This is a genomic window from Paraburkholderia sp. BL18I3N2 (assembly GCF_003001875.1).
Taxonomy (GTDB): Bacteria; Pseudomonadota; Gammaproteobacteria; order Burkholderiales; family Burkholderiaceae; genus Paraburkholderia; species Paraburkholderia phytofirmans.
Genome location: NZ_PVNC01000019.1, coordinates 97,989 through 110,786, shown reverse-complemented (window position 1 = coordinate 110,786; position 12,798 = coordinate 97,989). Strand labels below are relative to the sequence as shown.

The following is a 12,798-nucleotide window of genomic DNA, read 5'->3' as shown; positions in this document are numbered from 1 at the left end:
GCGCGGGCCCGCGCTCAGTCAGCCGCGCGGCGCCCTCGCCCCAAAGCCACACTCAACGACGCATCACCTTTTCCGAAGGCGTCAGCGCTTCGATATAAGCCGGGCGGCTGAAAATGCGCTCGGCGTACTTCATCAGCGGCGCGGCGTTCTTCGACAGTTCGATGCCGTAGTGATCCAGACGCCACAGCAACGGTGCGATCGCGACGTCGAGCATCGAAAACTCTTCGCCGAGCATGTACTTGTTCTTCAGGAAAATCGGCGCGAGTTGCGTCAGACGATCGCGGATCGCAAGACGGGCTTTCTCGTGATTCTTCTCCGCAGCCTTGCCCTTTTCGTTTTCGAGCGTGCCGACGTGAACGAACAGCTCTTTCTCGAAGTTCAGCAGGAACAGGCGGGCGCGGGCGCGCTGAACCGGATCGGCCGGCATCAGTTGCGGGTGCGGGAAGCGCTCGTCGATATACTCGTTGATGATGTTCGATTCGTACAGAATCAGGTCCCGTTCGACGAGAATCGGCACCTGACCATACGGATTCATCACGGCGATGTCTTCCGGCTTGTTAAACAGGTCGACGTCGCGGATCTCGAAGTCCATGCCCTTTTCGAACAACACCAGCCGGCAGCGCTGGGAGAACGGGCAAGTTGTGCCGGAATACAGAACCATCATGTTTACGTTTCCTCAAAAAGCTGAAAGGCCAGCGCGCGGAAAAACCGTCCAACAGGTTTTTCCTGGCGCCGGCCCCACGCCGGGTGACGGCGTGATTATTTGATATGTTTCCAGTACGCGGCGTTCAATCGCCAGGCGAAAAAGCTCAGGATACCGAGGAACAACAGCACCCACACGCCGAGCTGCTTGCGGGTTTTCTGGGTCGGTTCGGACATCCATGACAGGTACGACACGAGGTCGGCCACAGCAGAATCATAATCTACCGGCGACATCGTCCCCGGAGTGACCTGCTGGAAGCCGACAAATTTGTGTACCGTTTCGCCAGTTTTTTCGTCGGTTTCATCCCCGAACTTCGCGGTACGTTCGCCCTGAAGCTGCCACAGCACGTGAGGCATGCTCACGTTTTCATACACCAGATTGTTCCAGCCGGTCGGCCGCGTATTGTCGCGATAAAACGTGCGCAAATACGTGTACAGCCAGTCCTTGCCGCGCGCCCGCGCTTCCACCGACAAATCCGGCGGACTCGCGCCGAACCACGCTTTCGCGTCGTCCGGGCGCATGGCCACGGTCATGGTGTTGCCGACTTTGTCCGTGGTGAACAGCAAGTTCGCCTGAATCACGTTCGGCGCAATGCCGATGTCGGTCAGGCGGTTGTAGCGCATCAGGTTCGCGCTGTGGCAATTCAGGCAGTAGTTTACAAACAATTGCGCGCCGTGCTGCAAGGAAGCGAAATTCTCCGCGTTATCCGGCGCGCGGTCGAGAGGGAAATTCTCGTCCGCATGAACCGGGGCGGCCAGCACCGCGAGCAGTGTCGCGCCGATCAGCGCGCACTTCGTAAGCAGTTTTTTCATTCGTGTTCTCCTGGCTCGCGATTAGTGAGGCTTGAACCGCACCCGCTCGGGCGGCTGCTTGAACGTGCCAAGCCGCGTCCAGAACGGCATACCGAGGAAAAACGCGAAGTAGATCAGCGCGCAGACCTGCGCGATCAACGTGGCGGCCGGAGACGGCGGTTTAGTGCCGAGGAAGGCCAGCGTCAGGAACACGAGCACGAAGATCCCGTAGAACACCTTGTGAAAAAACGGCCGGTAACGGATCGACTTGACCGGCGACCGGTCGAGCCAGGGCAGGAAGAACAGCGACACCACCGCGCTGCCCATCACCACCACGCCCCAGAACTTCGATTCGGTGAAGGCCATGGCCAGAATCACCAACACCGCCAGCGCCGGCAGGCCCAGCTTCCATTTGCCGCGCGCGCGCAACAGCGCGAGCAGGCCGAGCAGTCCGATCACGACCATCAGCACGATCTTGAACGGATCCGTCGTGGCGCGCAGCATCGCGTAGAACGCCGTGAAGTACCACACCGGCGCGATTTCAGGCGGCGTTTGCAGCGGATTGGCCGGCACGAAGTTGTTCGCTTCGAGGAAATACCCGCCCATCTCCGGCGCGAAGAAAATGATCGCCGCGAAGATCAGCAGGAACACCGACACGCCCATGAAATCGTGCACCGAGTAGTACGGATGGAACGGGATGCCATCGATCGGAATGCCGTCCGGGTCCTTCTTTGCCTTGATCTCGATGCCGTCCGGGTTGTTCGATCCCACTTCGTGCAGCGCGACAAGGTGAGCGACCACCAGCCCGATCAGAACCAGCGGGATCGCGATCACGTGAAACGCGAAGAAGCGGTTCAGCGTGACGTCCGAGACCACGTAGTCGCCGCGAATCCACAGCGACAGATCCGGCCCGATGAACGGAATCGCCGAGAACAGGTTGACGATCACCTGCGCGCCCCAGAACGACATTTGCCCCCAAGGCAGCAGATAACCGAAAAACGCTTCAGCCATCAGGCAAAGGAAAATCGCGCAGCCGAAAATCCACACCAGTTCGCGCGGCTTGCGGTACGAGCCGTACATCAGCCCGCGGAACATATGCAGATAGACGACGACGAAAAACATCGACGCGCCCGTGGAGTGCATATAGCGGATCAGCCAGCCCCACGGCACCTCGCGCATGATGTACTCGACCGACGAAAACGCGAGCGTCGCGTCGGGCTTGTAGTTCATGGTGAGGAAGATGCCGGTGACGATCTGGTTGACCAGCACCAGCAGCGCAAGCGAACCGAAGAAGTACCAGAAGTTGAAGTTCTTCGGCGCGTAGTACTCGGAAACGTGCTTCTTCCACGTGGAAGTCAGCGGAAAGCGCCGGTCGATCCAGCCGACCAGCCCGGTCGTCTCTACTTCGTGTTCGATCGCCATTACGCTTCTCCTTTCTCGTCCTTGCCGATCACGAGGCCGGTGGCCGAGGTGAACATGTAAGGCGGGATGTCGAGGTTCTGCGGCGCAGGTTTGTTCTTGAAGACGCGGCCGGCCATGTCATAGGTCGAGCCGTGGCAAGGGCACAGGAAGCCGCCTGGCCAGTCGTCTGGAAGATTGGGCTGCGCGCCCTCCTGGAAGCGCGGCGTCGGCGTACAGCCCAGATGGGTGCACACGGCGACGGCGACGAAAAGGTTCTTGTGGTCGGTGCGTGAACGGAACTCGTTGTTGCAGTACTCCGGCAACGGCATCGAAAAAGGATTCTTGGTGTGGGGATCCGCTACTTCGTTATCGGCTTTCTGGACATCGGCGAGCATACGGTCGGTGCGGTTGATGATCCACACCGGCTTACCACGCCAGGCGACGGTCTTCATGTCGCCGGGCTTGAGATCGCTAATATCGACTTCGACCGGGGCGCCTGCTGCCTTGGCCTTTTCAGATGGTGCAAACGAACTAACAAAGGGTACGACAGTGGCAACGCCTCCAATGCCACCTGCTACGGTCGTCGCTATCAGCCAGGTACGGCGGCTGCCGTCGACGCGTTCATCTTCCTTGTCTCGCATCACACGCCCCACTTCTGAGTTGGATTTTTCCTTCACGTCTCTTCTACCGCCGCTAGTTTGCGCGAATGGAGTCGCCATTTACAAGGCCCGATTGCCAAAAACCGTGCGAAGCCTTTGATAAATCAGGGTTTCTCCGTACTAATCGCAAACCGTTTTGCACCTCCTTTTAAGTGCCCTCTCCGTTATTCCTGCCTTTTGCTTCGCTAATGCGTTTTGCGTCGCTCTTGCGATTGCGATTGCGTTTGCGATTCAAACGGGATTAGGGATATCGATAAAGAGGTGCTCGATATCGAACTGCTCTGAGAGATGCTTGCCCACCGCCTGCACGCCGAAGCGCTCGGTGGCGTGATGGCCCGCCGCGAGAAACGCCACGCCGCTTTCCGCCGACGTGTGCATCACCGACTCCGACACTTCGCCGGTCAGATAAACGTCGGCGCCCGCGTTGATGGCCGCGTCGAACATGCCTTGCGCGGCGCCCGTGCACCAACCCACGCGGCGCAGTTCGCGGTCGGCGTCGCCGAATACAAGCGGCGTGCGGCCGAGCGTCTGCTCGACTTGCGCGGTGAAGTGCGCGAGCGTGATCGGCATGGGAAACGTGGCGAGCCAGCCGAGGTCGTTCTCGCCGAAGCGCGCGTCGCTGATCCAGCCCATCTTCTGGCCGATCTGCGCGTTGTTGCCGAACTCGGGATGGTCGTCGAGCGGCAGGTGATAGGCGAACAGGTTCAGGTCGTTGGCGATCAGCAGCTTGAGCCGCGCGTGTTTGCGGCCGGTGATCTGCGGCGCTTCGTTGCGCCAGAAGTAGCCGTGATGAACCAGCACGGCATCCGCGCCCCAGTCGAGCGCCGCCTCCAGGAAAGCCGCCGAAGCGGTCACGCCGGTCGCGAGCTTATTGATCTTGCGACGCCCTTCGACCTGCAATCCATTAGGGCAATAGTCCTTGAAGCGCGCGGTTTCAAGGAGATTGTTCAAGTACAATTCAAGTTCGATCCGATCCATATAAACCTCTAGTCTTCAGATGCTTAGACGCTTTTGGCTGTTCTTTGCCCAAGCGGTGACCGTGCTGTTGGCGCTCATGTTCATCATTGCGACCCTCAAACCGCAGTGGCTCCAGCGTCAAGGGCAATTCGGCAAGCAACTCGCCGAACCGATCGTCGCCCTGCGGGAAGTAGCGCCAGGCATCGGTAGCGGCCCAGCTCAGGCGTCGTACGCGGACGCCGCGCAAAAGGCCATGCCCGCGGTCGTCAATGTGTTTTCCAGCAAGGATGGCTCACTGCCGCCCGACCCGCGCGCGAAAGATCCGCTATTCCGCTACTTCTTCGGCGACAAGAACCGCAAGCAGCAGGAACAACCCGCATCCAATCTGGGCTCCGGCGTGATAGTGAGTTCGGAAGGTTACATTCTAACGAACCAGCACGTCGTGGACGGCGCCGATCAGATCGAAATCGCGCTGGCCGACGGCCGCACCACGAATGCGAAGGTGATCGGCATCGATCCGGAAACGGATCTGGCCGTGCTCAAGGTCAACATGACCAACCTGCCCACCATCACGCTCGGCCGCATGGACCAGACCCGTGTGGGCGACGTGGTGCTTGCCATCGGCAATCCGTTCGGCGTCGGCCAGACGGTGACCATGGGCATTGTCAGCGCGCTCGGGCGCAATCACCTCGGCATCAACACCTTCGAAAACTTCATTCAGACCGACGCGGCCATCAACCCCGGCAACTCGGGTGGCGCGCTGGTCGACGTGAACGGCAACCTCCTCGGCATCAACACCGCGATCTATTCGCGCTCGGGCGGCTCGCTCGGCATCGGCTTCGCGATTCCTGTTTCGACGGCGAGGAGCGTGCTCGAGAGCATCATCACCACGGGTTCGGTCACGCGCGGCTGGATCGGCGTCGAACCGCAGGACGTCACGCCGGAGATCGCCGAATCGTTCGGGCTGGAGCAGAAGTCCGGCGCGATTGTCGCGGGCGTGCTGAAGAACGGCCCTGCGGACCGTGCGGGCATCAAACCGGGCGACATTCTCATGAGCGTGAACGGTCAGGAAATTACCGACACCACGCGTCTGTTGAATGTGATCGCGCAGATCAAGCCGGGCACGGCCGCGAAGGTGCATCTCGTGCGCAAGAGCCGCGAGATGGATCTGGACGTCACCATCGGCAAACGCCCGCCTCCGCCGAAGCAACCGGCCGAAGACAATGGCGGCGGCAGCGGTGATCAGGACGACGACGGCGGTTGACCATAGCAAAAGGCAAACCGAATCCAACGTCCGCAATAGGCAAGCACAAGCCATGCGCCACGTGCCAAACAAAAAGGGCAGTCCGCTACGGACTGCCCTTTTTGTTTGCGTAAGTTCGCCGAAGCGCTAAACCATCATTCCGACGGGCTCGCGTCTTCGATCACCACCGGCTGCTTGCCGACGATCAAGCGCGCCGCAATGATCCCCGCCTCGTACAGCACGATCAGCGGAATCGCCAGAATCAGCTGCGAGAACACGTCCGGCGGCGTGACCACCGCGGAAATCACAAACGCGGCGACGATCACATACGGACGAATCTCCTTGAGCTTCTTGAGCGTCACCACGTTCATGCGCACCAGCAGCACCACGACGATCGGCACTTCGAACGTCACGCCGAATGCGATGAACATGGTCAGCACGAAGCTCAGGTAATTGTCGATGTCCGTGGTCATCTCCGCGCCGAGCGGCGCGTTGTAGTGCGCCATCACGCGGAAAATGGTCGGGAACACCACGAAGTATGCGAACGCCATGCCGCACAGGAACAGCGTGTAGCTGCTGCCCACCAGCGGCCCGACCAGCTTCTTCTCGTGCTGGTAAAGACCCGGCGCGACGAACGCCCAGATCTGGTAAAGCACGATCGGCAGCGCGATGACGAAGGCCACCAGCATGGTCACCTTCATCGGCACGAAGAACGAGCCGGTGACGTCGGTGACGATCATCTTGCCGTCCTTCGGCAGGTTCTGCATCAAAGGCCGCGCCAGCAACCGGAAGATATCCGGCGCCCAGTACACCAGTCCGACGAACACCACGATGACGGCAAGGCCGGCGCGAATGATACGGTCGCGCAATTCAACGAGGTGGGAAATGAAGGTCTCTTCAGTGCCTTCGTCCTGGGTTTGCTGGGGGTCGCTCACGCCGGCCCTCGGTTAGAGATTGTCGTTCTGATCATCAGAAGAACCGCGTCGGACGACGCATGCTGGCCGGCGTATGCCGCGCCACGCGCGCCGCGCCCGACTGCACACGCGTGCGGCGCGTGGTTGCGCGCTTGTACCACGTGGGCATGGCCGTCTGCTTGACGCGCCAGTTCTTGCGTTTGGCGGCCGCAGCGGGCGTGCTCCCCGACCACGAGGTATTGCCCACATCTTCGAGCGCGCCGCCGGCAATGCTCGGCGACACCGACGAGCCGCTGCTCCACGCGTCGTTCAGTTCGGACTCGTGCTTGCGCAGGTTGTCCTGAACGGAGGTTTGGACGTTGGTCGCGGCGGCCTCGAACTCGCTTTTCATCCGACGCAATTCGTCGAGTTCGATTTCGCGCGTGACTTCGGCCTTCACGTCGTTGATATACCGCTGTGCGCGGCCGAACAACGCGCCGGCCGTGCGTGCGACGCGTGGCAGGCGCTCAGGCCCGAGTACGACCAGCGCGACGACGCCGATCAGCGCCATCTTGGTTAGACCGAGGTCCAGCATGAAGTGGAATGTCCGTCAGTAACGCGGGTGAGCCGCGGCTTAGCGGTAATCGCCCGAACGCGGCGTCTTTTCCTTTGCTTCCACGTCCACGGCGCCGTTGCGCGGCAGTTCGCGCTGTTGCGCTTCGGCTGCCGGTGTTTCGCCTTCCTTGATGCCTTCCTTGAAGCCCTTCACCGCGCCACCCAGATCGGTGCCGATATTGCGCAGCTTCTTCGTGCCGAACACGAGCGCCACGATCAACAACACGATCAACCAATGCCAAATACTCAACGAACCCATGACTACTCTCCTAAACCCCGATACCGCACCGGATGCGGCGATACTCGGGCGCCTTGCGGCATGAATCGAAGCGCGTACGCTTCATCTATACGTTACCGAGAACTTTCGGCTGCAACCCCGCGACACGGAATGTCATTGTGACCAGACGATCGCGTCGGCGTCGTTACAATGCGGCAAAAACAACGGTCGCGCTATTGTCCGTGACCAAAACTCGCTAAACACACCCGCACTGCGGCGTCAGCCCATGCGCTGCCAAGGGCGCGGCCCCGCGAGAATGTGCGCGTGCAGGTGATACACCTCCTGGCCGCCGCCCGGACCGGTATTGATTACCGTGCGAAATCCCGTTTCGCCGCCGGTGTACGCCACGCCCAGCTGATCGGCCAAACGCGCGGCCAAGACCAGCATTCTACCAAGCAGCGGTGCATCGCTTTCGGTACAGCTCGATAGCGTGGCGATGTGCTTGCGCGGAATCACCAGCACATGCGTCTCCGCGGCCGGACGAATGTCGCGGAAGGCGATGAACTCGTCGTCTTCGTGGACTTTGGTCGACGGGATTTCGCCGGCGGCGATCTTGCAGAAAAGGCAGTTCGGGTCGTGGCTCATCGTATTCCTGACACAGTTTGGCTGAAGCGCGAAGCCCACGCGGCGCGATTCATGTCAGGCCCGGCAACCGTCGGACGAAACTCAGAACCAGCCACGCGGATTCGCGAGCGGCTTGTTATCGTACAGATACAGCCAGCCCTTGATAATACGGTACAACATCCAGATGCTCACCGCCCACAGAACCGGAATGCCGATCACGACGAACAGCAGCAGGCCACCGATCGCGTAGCCCAGCAAGGCCATCCAGAAGGAGCGGATCTGCCACTCGAAATGGGCCTCGTACGGCGTGCCGGCCACATCGGGCCGCTTCACGTAGTTGATGATGATCGCGATCAGGATCGTCAGGCCGCCCGTCAGCCAGTGGACCGCATACAGCGCGTACAGCACGTGGGTGAGCGTACGCAGGCTGCGCTCGCGCTCAGGCTCGAGAGCATTGCGATAGACCGGCGGCGGATAGCTCTCGTGCGACTGTTCCATGCTTGCGTCCTCCCAAGGATGCGATCAGATGCGTTCAGTGCAATATGGGCGCCGGTGCTCTCCACTTCAAGACGCGAGCGCGGACCAACTACGATCAGTCGCCGTTCTGTTCGCGGTCGCGGCTTTTGCGCAGCGCCTTTTCCTCGATACCCGACATGCCTTCGCGGCGCTCCAGTTCGGCGAGCACGTCCGCCGGGCTGAGGTCGAAGTGGGACAGCATCACGAGGCAGTGAAACCACAGGTCCGCGACTTCGCCGACCAGCGCTTTCGGCGCGCCGCCGTGGCGTGCGTCCTTGGCGGCCAGCACGACTTCGGTGGCTTCTTCGCCGATCTTCTTCAGCACCGCGTCGTCGCCCTTGTGGAACAGGCGCGACACGTATGACACGTCCGGATCCCCGCCCTTGCGGCTGTCGATAATTGCCGCGAGGCGCATCAGCGTATCGGTCGTTGAAGCGGAGTCGGACGACGTGGTTTGCGTGGATTGCGTCATTTGTAAATGTGTTCGGGGTCTTTCAGCACGGGATCGACGGCGACCCAGTCGCCATCCTCCACCGAGCCTTCGAATTTCTGGAAGAAGCACGAATGGCGGCCGGTGTGGCAGGCAATGCCCGACACCTGCTCCACTTTGAGCAGCACGACGTCTTCGTCGCAATCGAGCCGCACTTCGTGCACATGCTGCACGTGGCCGGACTCTTCGCCCTTGAACCACAGGCGCTGGCGCGAACGCGAGAAATACACCGCGCGATTGGTTTCGATGGTCTTTGCCAGGGCTTCGCGGTTCATCCACGCGAACATGAGCACGTCGTTCGTCGACGCTTCCTGCGCAATTACGGGCACGAGGCCGTTCGCGTCCCACTTGACCTTGTCGAGCCAATTGACTGCCGATGGATTCACCACGTCACAACCTCACCGAAATGCCCTGATCGGCCATGAAGCGCTTGGCCTCGCCCACGGTGTGTTCGCCGTAGTGGAAGATGCTCGCGGCGAGCACCGCGTCCGCATGGCCGTTTTTGATGCCGTCGGCCAGATGCTGCAGGTTGCCCACGCCGCCCGAAGCGATCACCGGAATCGGCACGGCGTCGGACACGGCGCGCGTGAGCGCGAGGTCGAAGCCGCTTTTCGTGCCGTCGCGGTCCATGCTGGTGAGCAGGATTTCGCCGGCGCCCAGTTCGGCCATCTTGCGCGCCCATTCGACCGCTTCCAGGCCGGTGGCCTTGCGGCCGCCATGAGTGAAGACTTCCCAGCGCGGCGGCTCGCCGTCCGCAGAGACGCGCTTCGCGTCGATCGCGACGACGATGCATTGCGAGCCGTATTTGTCCGTGGCGTCTTTCACGAGCTGCGGATTCGCCACCGCCGACGAGTTCATGCTGATCTTGTCCGCGCCCGCGTTCAGCAGGCGGCGCACGTCTTCGACGGCGCGCACGCCGCCGCCGACCGTCAGCGGAATGAACACTTGCGAGGCGACCGCTTCGATGATCGGCAGGATCAGATCGCGCTGATCTGAGGTCGCGGTGATGTCGAGGAAGGTGAGTTCGTCGGCGCCCTGATCGTCGTAACGGCGGGCGATTTCAACCGGGTCGCCCGCATCGCGCAGTTCGACGAAGTTGACGCCCTTGACCACGCGGCCAGCCGTGACGTCGAGACAAGGGATGATGCGTTTAGCTAGAGCCATGATCTTGCAATTCTGCCAATACCGCTGATGAAGCCGCTCGCTTTGGAACTTCGACGAGCGGCGCAAGGTCGGCGCGGCGCAGTCGCGCTGCGCCGCCGGTGAGTCGCACGCGGACGGCCTGAGGCGCTCTGCCGGTGCATTACCGCGTCCGTTTTCGGCTGCCGGTGATTCGTTCACCGCACGCCGGCCGGAAACACGAGACGCGGGCGGCGAGCCTGAAGGTTCGCCAGAGCAAGCTCAGGCGTCGTCGGATTCGCGCAGCCGGTCCGCGAGGGTTTGCGCGGCCGCGAAGTCGAGATCGCCCGAATAAATCGCCCGGCCGCAGATCACGCCTTCAATGCCTTCGTCTTCGACTTCGCACAGCGATTCGATGTCGGCGAGGTTAGACAAGCCGCCGCTCGCGATCACCGGAATCTTCACTGCGCGCGCGAGGCGCACCGTCGCTTCGATGTTGATGCCCTGAAGCATGCCGTCGCGGCCGATGTCGGTGTAAATGATCGACTCGCAGCCGTAGTCCTCGAACTTGCGCGCGAGATCGGCCACTTCATGGCCCGTCAGCTTGCTCCAGCCGTCGGTCGCGACCTTGCCGTCTTTCGCATCCAGTCCGACGATGATATGGCCGCCGAACGCCGTGCAGGCGTCCTGCAGAAAGCCGGGGTTCTTCACCGCCGCCGTGCCGATGATCACGTACGACAAACCGTCGTCCAGATAGCGCTCGATCGTATTCAGGTCGCGAATGCCGCCGCCCAGTTGCACGGGAATCTCGCCGCCCACTTCCTCGATGATCGCGCGAATCGCGTCTTCATTCTTCGGCTTGCCGGCGAACGCGCCATTCAGGTCGACGAGGTGGAGACGCCGGGCACCGCGATCGACCCAATGTCGGGCCATCGCCGCCGGTTCCTCGGAAAATATCGTCGCCTGGTCCATATCGCCTTGTTTGAGGCGTACACACTGACCGTCTTTCAGGTCGATGGCGGGAATCAGCAGCATAGCAATCGGGTGTTGTCTGGGAAGGGGTTGAAGGTCGGCGGCAGCGGCTGGTAGCCCAGCCCGCCGGGACGCCGTTTCGCTAGTTTAGTACAACTCTTTCGACGCCCTTGCGCGGCGTCGTGAGGCAGCGAAAGCATGGTGTTGCGATTGCGGCGCGCGGCACACATTCCGCTTCTGGCGAAACGGCGCACGGCAACAGGATGAAGAAAGGCGCTCACGGGTTCCAGTGCACGAAGTTTCGATACACGCGCAACCCCGCTTCGGCGCTCTTTTCCGGGTGGAATTGGGTCGCGAAGATGTTATCTCGCGCCACCGCCGAGGTAAAGGGCACACCGTACACCGTTTCGCCCGAGGTATGGGCGGCGTTGTCCGGCACCACGTAATAACTGTGCACGAAGTAGAAGAACGCGTCGTCCGCGACGCCGTCCCACAACGGGTGCGGCTGCGCCTGGCGCACGCGGTTCCAGCCCATTTGCGGGACTTTGAAGCGCGAGCCGTCGTCCTGCAGCTGGCCTTCCAGGTCGAAGCGCAGCACTTTGCCGGGCAACAGGCCCAAGCCGGGCGTACCGCCCTCCGCGCTCCAGTCGAACAGCATCTGCTCGCCGACGCACACGCCCATCAGCGGCTTGCTGCGCGACGCCTCGATCACCGCGTCCTGCAGGCCGGACTCGGCCAGACTGCGCATGCAGTCGGGCATCGCGCCCTGGCCGGGCAGTACCACGCGGTCGGCCGCGCGAATCGCTTCCGGCCGGTCGACGATCGCCACGTCCGCTTCCGGCGCGGCTTTGCGCAGTGCCTGGGCAACCGAGCGCAGGTTGCCCATTCCGTAATCCACAATCGCTATCGAAGTTTTCATTTCAAGTTAGGCAGCAATGCCTTCAATCCATCGACGATGAATTCCACCGCCAGCGCCGATAACATCAAACCCATGAGCCGCGTGCCGATGTTGATACCCGTGCGACCGACCCAGCGGGCAATCGGTTCGGCGAGCCGCAGCGAAAAAAAGCAGATCGCCGCCAACACCGCGCCGATCGCGACGAGGCTGATCCGGTCGTACCAATGCGCCGACCCGGCCGCGTAGATGATCGTGGTGCTGATCGCGCCCGGACCGGTCAGCAGCGGAATCGCCAATGGAACGACGGCGATGTTGTCCTTCTGCTCGGCTTCATGGCGCTCTTCCGGCGTCGAACGGCTGTTGCCGATCTGCGCGTTTAACATGTTGATCGCCATCAGCAGCATGATGATTCCGCCGCCCACTTCGAGCGAGCCGACCGAAATGCCGAAGAAGCTGATGATCTGCTGCCCGAGCAGCGTGGTGATCGCGATCACGCAGAACACCGAAATCGCCGCAATCCGAATGGTTCTACGCCGCTCGACATCGCTCTGATTCGCCGTCAGGCTCATGAAGAACGGGATGGCGCCGACCGGGTTGATCAACGCCAGCAGCGAAATAAACGACTTCAGAATGTCCATCGCACACCGGGCGCGAGCGCACTCGACGCTGGTCCCGGTCCTGGTAATTGAGTTGGCCTATG

At 61.5% G+C, this 12,798-nt stretch carries 17 protein-coding genes; 1 reads left to right on the top strand and 16 read right to left on the bottom strand.

Annotated elements, in window-relative coordinates:
- Positions 1-52 precede the first annotated feature (52 nt).
- The 5 genes from B0G75_RS32810 to B0G75_RS32790 form a co-directional block, all read right to left on the bottom strand.
- Positions 53-664 carry a glutathione S-transferase N-terminal domain-containing protein gene (locus B0G75_RS32810; RefSeq protein WP_006052302.1) on the bottom strand — a complete coding sequence of 204 codons (612 nt, stop codon included), beginning with the start codon at positions 662-664 and terminating at the stop codon, positions 53-55.
- Positions 665-759: 95 nt separating this feature from the next.
- A complete protein-coding gene (locus tag B0G75_RS32805) occupies positions 760-1,515 on the bottom strand; it encodes a cytochrome c1 (RefSeq protein ID WP_106314105.1) in 756 nt (251 codons plus the stop codon).
- 21 nt (positions 1,516-1,536) lie between these two features.
- Positions 1,537-2,916, bottom strand: coding sequence for a cytochrome bc complex cytochrome b subunit (locus tag B0G75_RS32800; protein ID WP_106314104.1), 1,380 nt, complete (start codon positions 2,914-2,916; stop codon positions 1,537-1,539).
- Complete coding sequence (gene petA, locus B0G75_RS32795) at positions 2,916-3,536, bottom strand: ubiquinol-cytochrome c reductase iron-sulfur subunit (RefSeq protein WP_012434493.1); 621 nt, start codon at positions 3,534-3,536, stop codon at positions 2,916-2,918. The genes B0G75_RS32800 and petA overlap by 1 nt, the downstream gene beginning before the upstream one ends.
- Positions 3,537-3,785: 249 nt before the next feature.
- Positions 3,786-4,532: a Nif3-like dinuclear metal center hexameric protein gene (locus B0G75_RS32790; RefSeq protein ID WP_106284204.1), complete on the bottom strand. Its 747-nt coding sequence runs from the start codon at positions 4,530-4,532 to the stop codon at positions 3,786-3,788.
- 19 nt (positions 4,533-4,551) lie between these two features.
- Between B0G75_RS32790 and B0G75_RS32785 the strand changes: the two genes are divergently transcribed.
- Positions 4,552-5,775 carry a Do family serine endopeptidase gene (locus B0G75_RS32785; protein ID WP_106314103.1) on the top strand — a complete coding sequence of 408 codons (1,224 nt, stop codon included), beginning with the start codon at positions 4,552-4,554 and terminating at the stop codon, positions 5,773-5,775.
- Between the two features lie 134 nt (positions 5,776-5,909).
- Here B0G75_RS32785 and tatC read toward each other — a convergent pair whose 3' ends face one another.
- From tatC to B0G75_RS32730, 11 genes are all read right to left on the bottom strand, one after another.
- A complete protein-coding gene (gene tatC, locus B0G75_RS32780; RefSeq protein WP_106314102.1) occupies positions 5,910-6,689 on the bottom strand; it encodes a twin-arginine translocase subunit TatC in 780 nt (259 codons plus the stop codon).
- Between the two features lie 34 nt (positions 6,690-6,723).
- Positions 6,724-7,242, bottom strand: coding sequence for a Sec-independent protein translocase protein TatB (tatB, locus tag B0G75_RS32775; RefSeq protein WP_106314101.1), 519 nt, complete (start codon positions 7,240-7,242; stop codon positions 6,724-6,726).
- 39 nt (positions 7,243-7,281) lie between these two features.
- Positions 7,282-7,521 carry a Sec-independent protein translocase subunit TatA gene (gene tatA, locus B0G75_RS32770; protein WP_106284200.1) on the bottom strand — a complete coding sequence of 80 codons (240 nt, stop codon included), beginning with the start codon at positions 7,519-7,521 and terminating at the stop codon, positions 7,282-7,284.
- A gap of 237 nt (positions 7,522-7,758) precedes the next feature.
- Positions 7,759-8,124 carry a histidine triad nucleotide-binding protein gene (locus B0G75_RS32765; RefSeq protein ID WP_106314100.1) on the bottom strand — a complete coding sequence of 122 codons (366 nt, stop codon included), beginning with the start codon at positions 8,122-8,124 and terminating at the stop codon, positions 7,759-7,761.
- 81 nt (positions 8,125-8,205) lie between these two features.
- Positions 8,206-8,601 (bottom strand): hypothetical protein, encoded by a 396-nt coding sequence (locus tag B0G75_RS32760; RefSeq protein ID WP_106314099.1) that lies wholly within the window; start codon positions 8,599-8,601, stop codon positions 8,206-8,208.
- 94 nt (positions 8,602-8,695) lie between these two features.
- Complete coding sequence (locus B0G75_RS32755; RefSeq protein WP_012434501.1) at positions 8,696-9,091, bottom strand: phosphoribosyl-ATP diphosphatase; 396 nt, start codon at positions 9,089-9,091, stop codon at positions 8,696-8,698.
- The gene (hisI, locus tag B0G75_RS32750) at positions 9,088-9,498 is read right to left on the bottom strand and encodes a phosphoribosyl-AMP cyclohydrolase (RefSeq protein WP_181309404.1); all 411 of its coding nucleotides are present in this window, start codon (positions 9,496-9,498) and stop codon (positions 9,088-9,090) included. The genes B0G75_RS32755 and hisI overlap by 4 nt, the downstream gene beginning before the upstream one ends.
- 1 nt (position 9,499) lies before the next feature.
- Positions 9,500-10,273 carry an imidazole glycerol phosphate synthase subunit HisF gene (gene hisF, locus B0G75_RS32745; protein WP_012434503.1) on the bottom strand — a complete coding sequence of 258 codons (774 nt, stop codon included), beginning with the start codon at positions 10,271-10,273 and terminating at the stop codon, positions 9,500-9,502.
- A gap of 237 nt (positions 10,274-10,510) precedes the next feature.
- Positions 10,511-11,263, bottom strand: coding sequence for a 1-(5-phosphoribosyl)-5-[(5-phosphoribosylamino)methylideneamino]imidazole-4-carboxamide isomerase (gene hisA, locus B0G75_RS32740; RefSeq protein ID WP_042329166.1), 753 nt, complete (start codon positions 11,261-11,263; stop codon positions 10,511-10,513).
- A 214-nt stretch (positions 11,264-11,477) separates the two neighbouring features.
- Positions 11,478-12,119 carry an imidazole glycerol phosphate synthase subunit HisH gene (gene hisH / locus B0G75_RS32735; RefSeq protein WP_106314098.1) on the bottom strand — a complete coding sequence of 214 codons (642 nt, stop codon included), beginning with the start codon at positions 12,117-12,119 and terminating at the stop codon, positions 11,478-11,480.
- Complete coding sequence (locus tag B0G75_RS32730; protein ID WP_012434506.1) at positions 12,116-12,736, bottom strand: MarC family protein; 621 nt, start codon at positions 12,734-12,736, stop codon at positions 12,116-12,118. Before B0G75_RS32730 ends, hisH begins: the two co-directional genes overlap by 4 nt.
- Positions 12,737-12,798: the final 62 nt, after the last annotated feature.

Excerpts from the sequence above, each read along its gene's own strand:
- B0G75_RS32810 (WP_006052302.1), bottom strand. The coding sequence starts at position 664 with ATGATGGTTCTGTATTCCGGCACAACTTGCCCGTTCTCCCAGCGCTGC.
- B0G75_RS32805 (WP_106314105.1), bottom strand. The coding sequence starts at position 1,515 with ATGAAAAAACTGCTTACGAAGTGCGCGCTGATCGGCGCGACACTGCTC.
- B0G75_RS32800 (WP_106314104.1), bottom strand. The coding sequence starts at position 2,916 with ATGGCGATCGAACACGAAGTAGAGACGACCGGGCTGGTCGGCTGGATC.
- petA (WP_012434493.1), bottom strand. The coding sequence starts at position 3,536 with ATGCGAGACAAGGAAGATGAACGCGTCGACGGCAGCCGCCGTACCTGG.
- B0G75_RS32790 (WP_106284204.1), bottom strand. The coding sequence starts at position 4,532 with ATGGATCGGATCGAACTTGAATTGTACTTGAACAATCTCCTTGAAACC.
- B0G75_RS32785 (WP_106314103.1), top strand. The coding sequence starts at position 4,552 with ATGCTTAGACGCTTTTGGCTGTTCTTTGCCCAAGCGGTGACCGTGCTG.
- tatB (WP_106314101.1), bottom strand. The coding sequence starts at position 7,242 with ATGCTGGACCTCGGTCTAACCAAGATGGCGCTGATCGGCGTCGTCGCG.
- tatA (WP_106284200.1), bottom strand. The coding sequence starts at position 7,521 with ATGGGTTCGTTGAGTATTTGGCATTGGTTGATCGTGTTGTTGATCGTG.
- B0G75_RS32765 (WP_106314100.1), bottom strand. The coding sequence starts at position 8,124 with ATGAGCCACGACCCGAACTGCCTTTTCTGCAAGATCGCCGCCGGCGAA.
- B0G75_RS32760 (WP_106314099.1), bottom strand. The coding sequence starts at position 8,601 with ATGGAACAGTCGCACGAGAGCTATCCGCCGCCGGTCTATCGCAATGCT.
- B0G75_RS32755 (WP_012434501.1), bottom strand. The coding sequence starts at position 9,091 with ATGACGCAATCCACGCAAACCACGTCGTCCGACTCCGCTTCAACGACC.
- hisF (WP_012434503.1), bottom strand. The coding sequence starts at position 10,273 with ATGGCTCTAGCTAAACGCATCATCCCTTGTCTCGACGTCACGGCTGGC.
- hisA (WP_042329166.1), bottom strand. The coding sequence starts at position 11,263 with ATGCTGCTGATTCCCGCCATCGACCTGAAAGACGGTCAGTGTGTACGC.
- hisH (WP_106314098.1), bottom strand. The coding sequence starts at position 12,119 with ATGAAAACTTCGATAGCGATTGTGGATTACGGAATGGGCAACCTGCGC.
- B0G75_RS32730 (WP_012434506.1), bottom strand. The coding sequence starts at position 12,736 with ATGGACATTCTGAAGTCGTTTATTTCGCTGCTGGCGTTGATCAACCCG.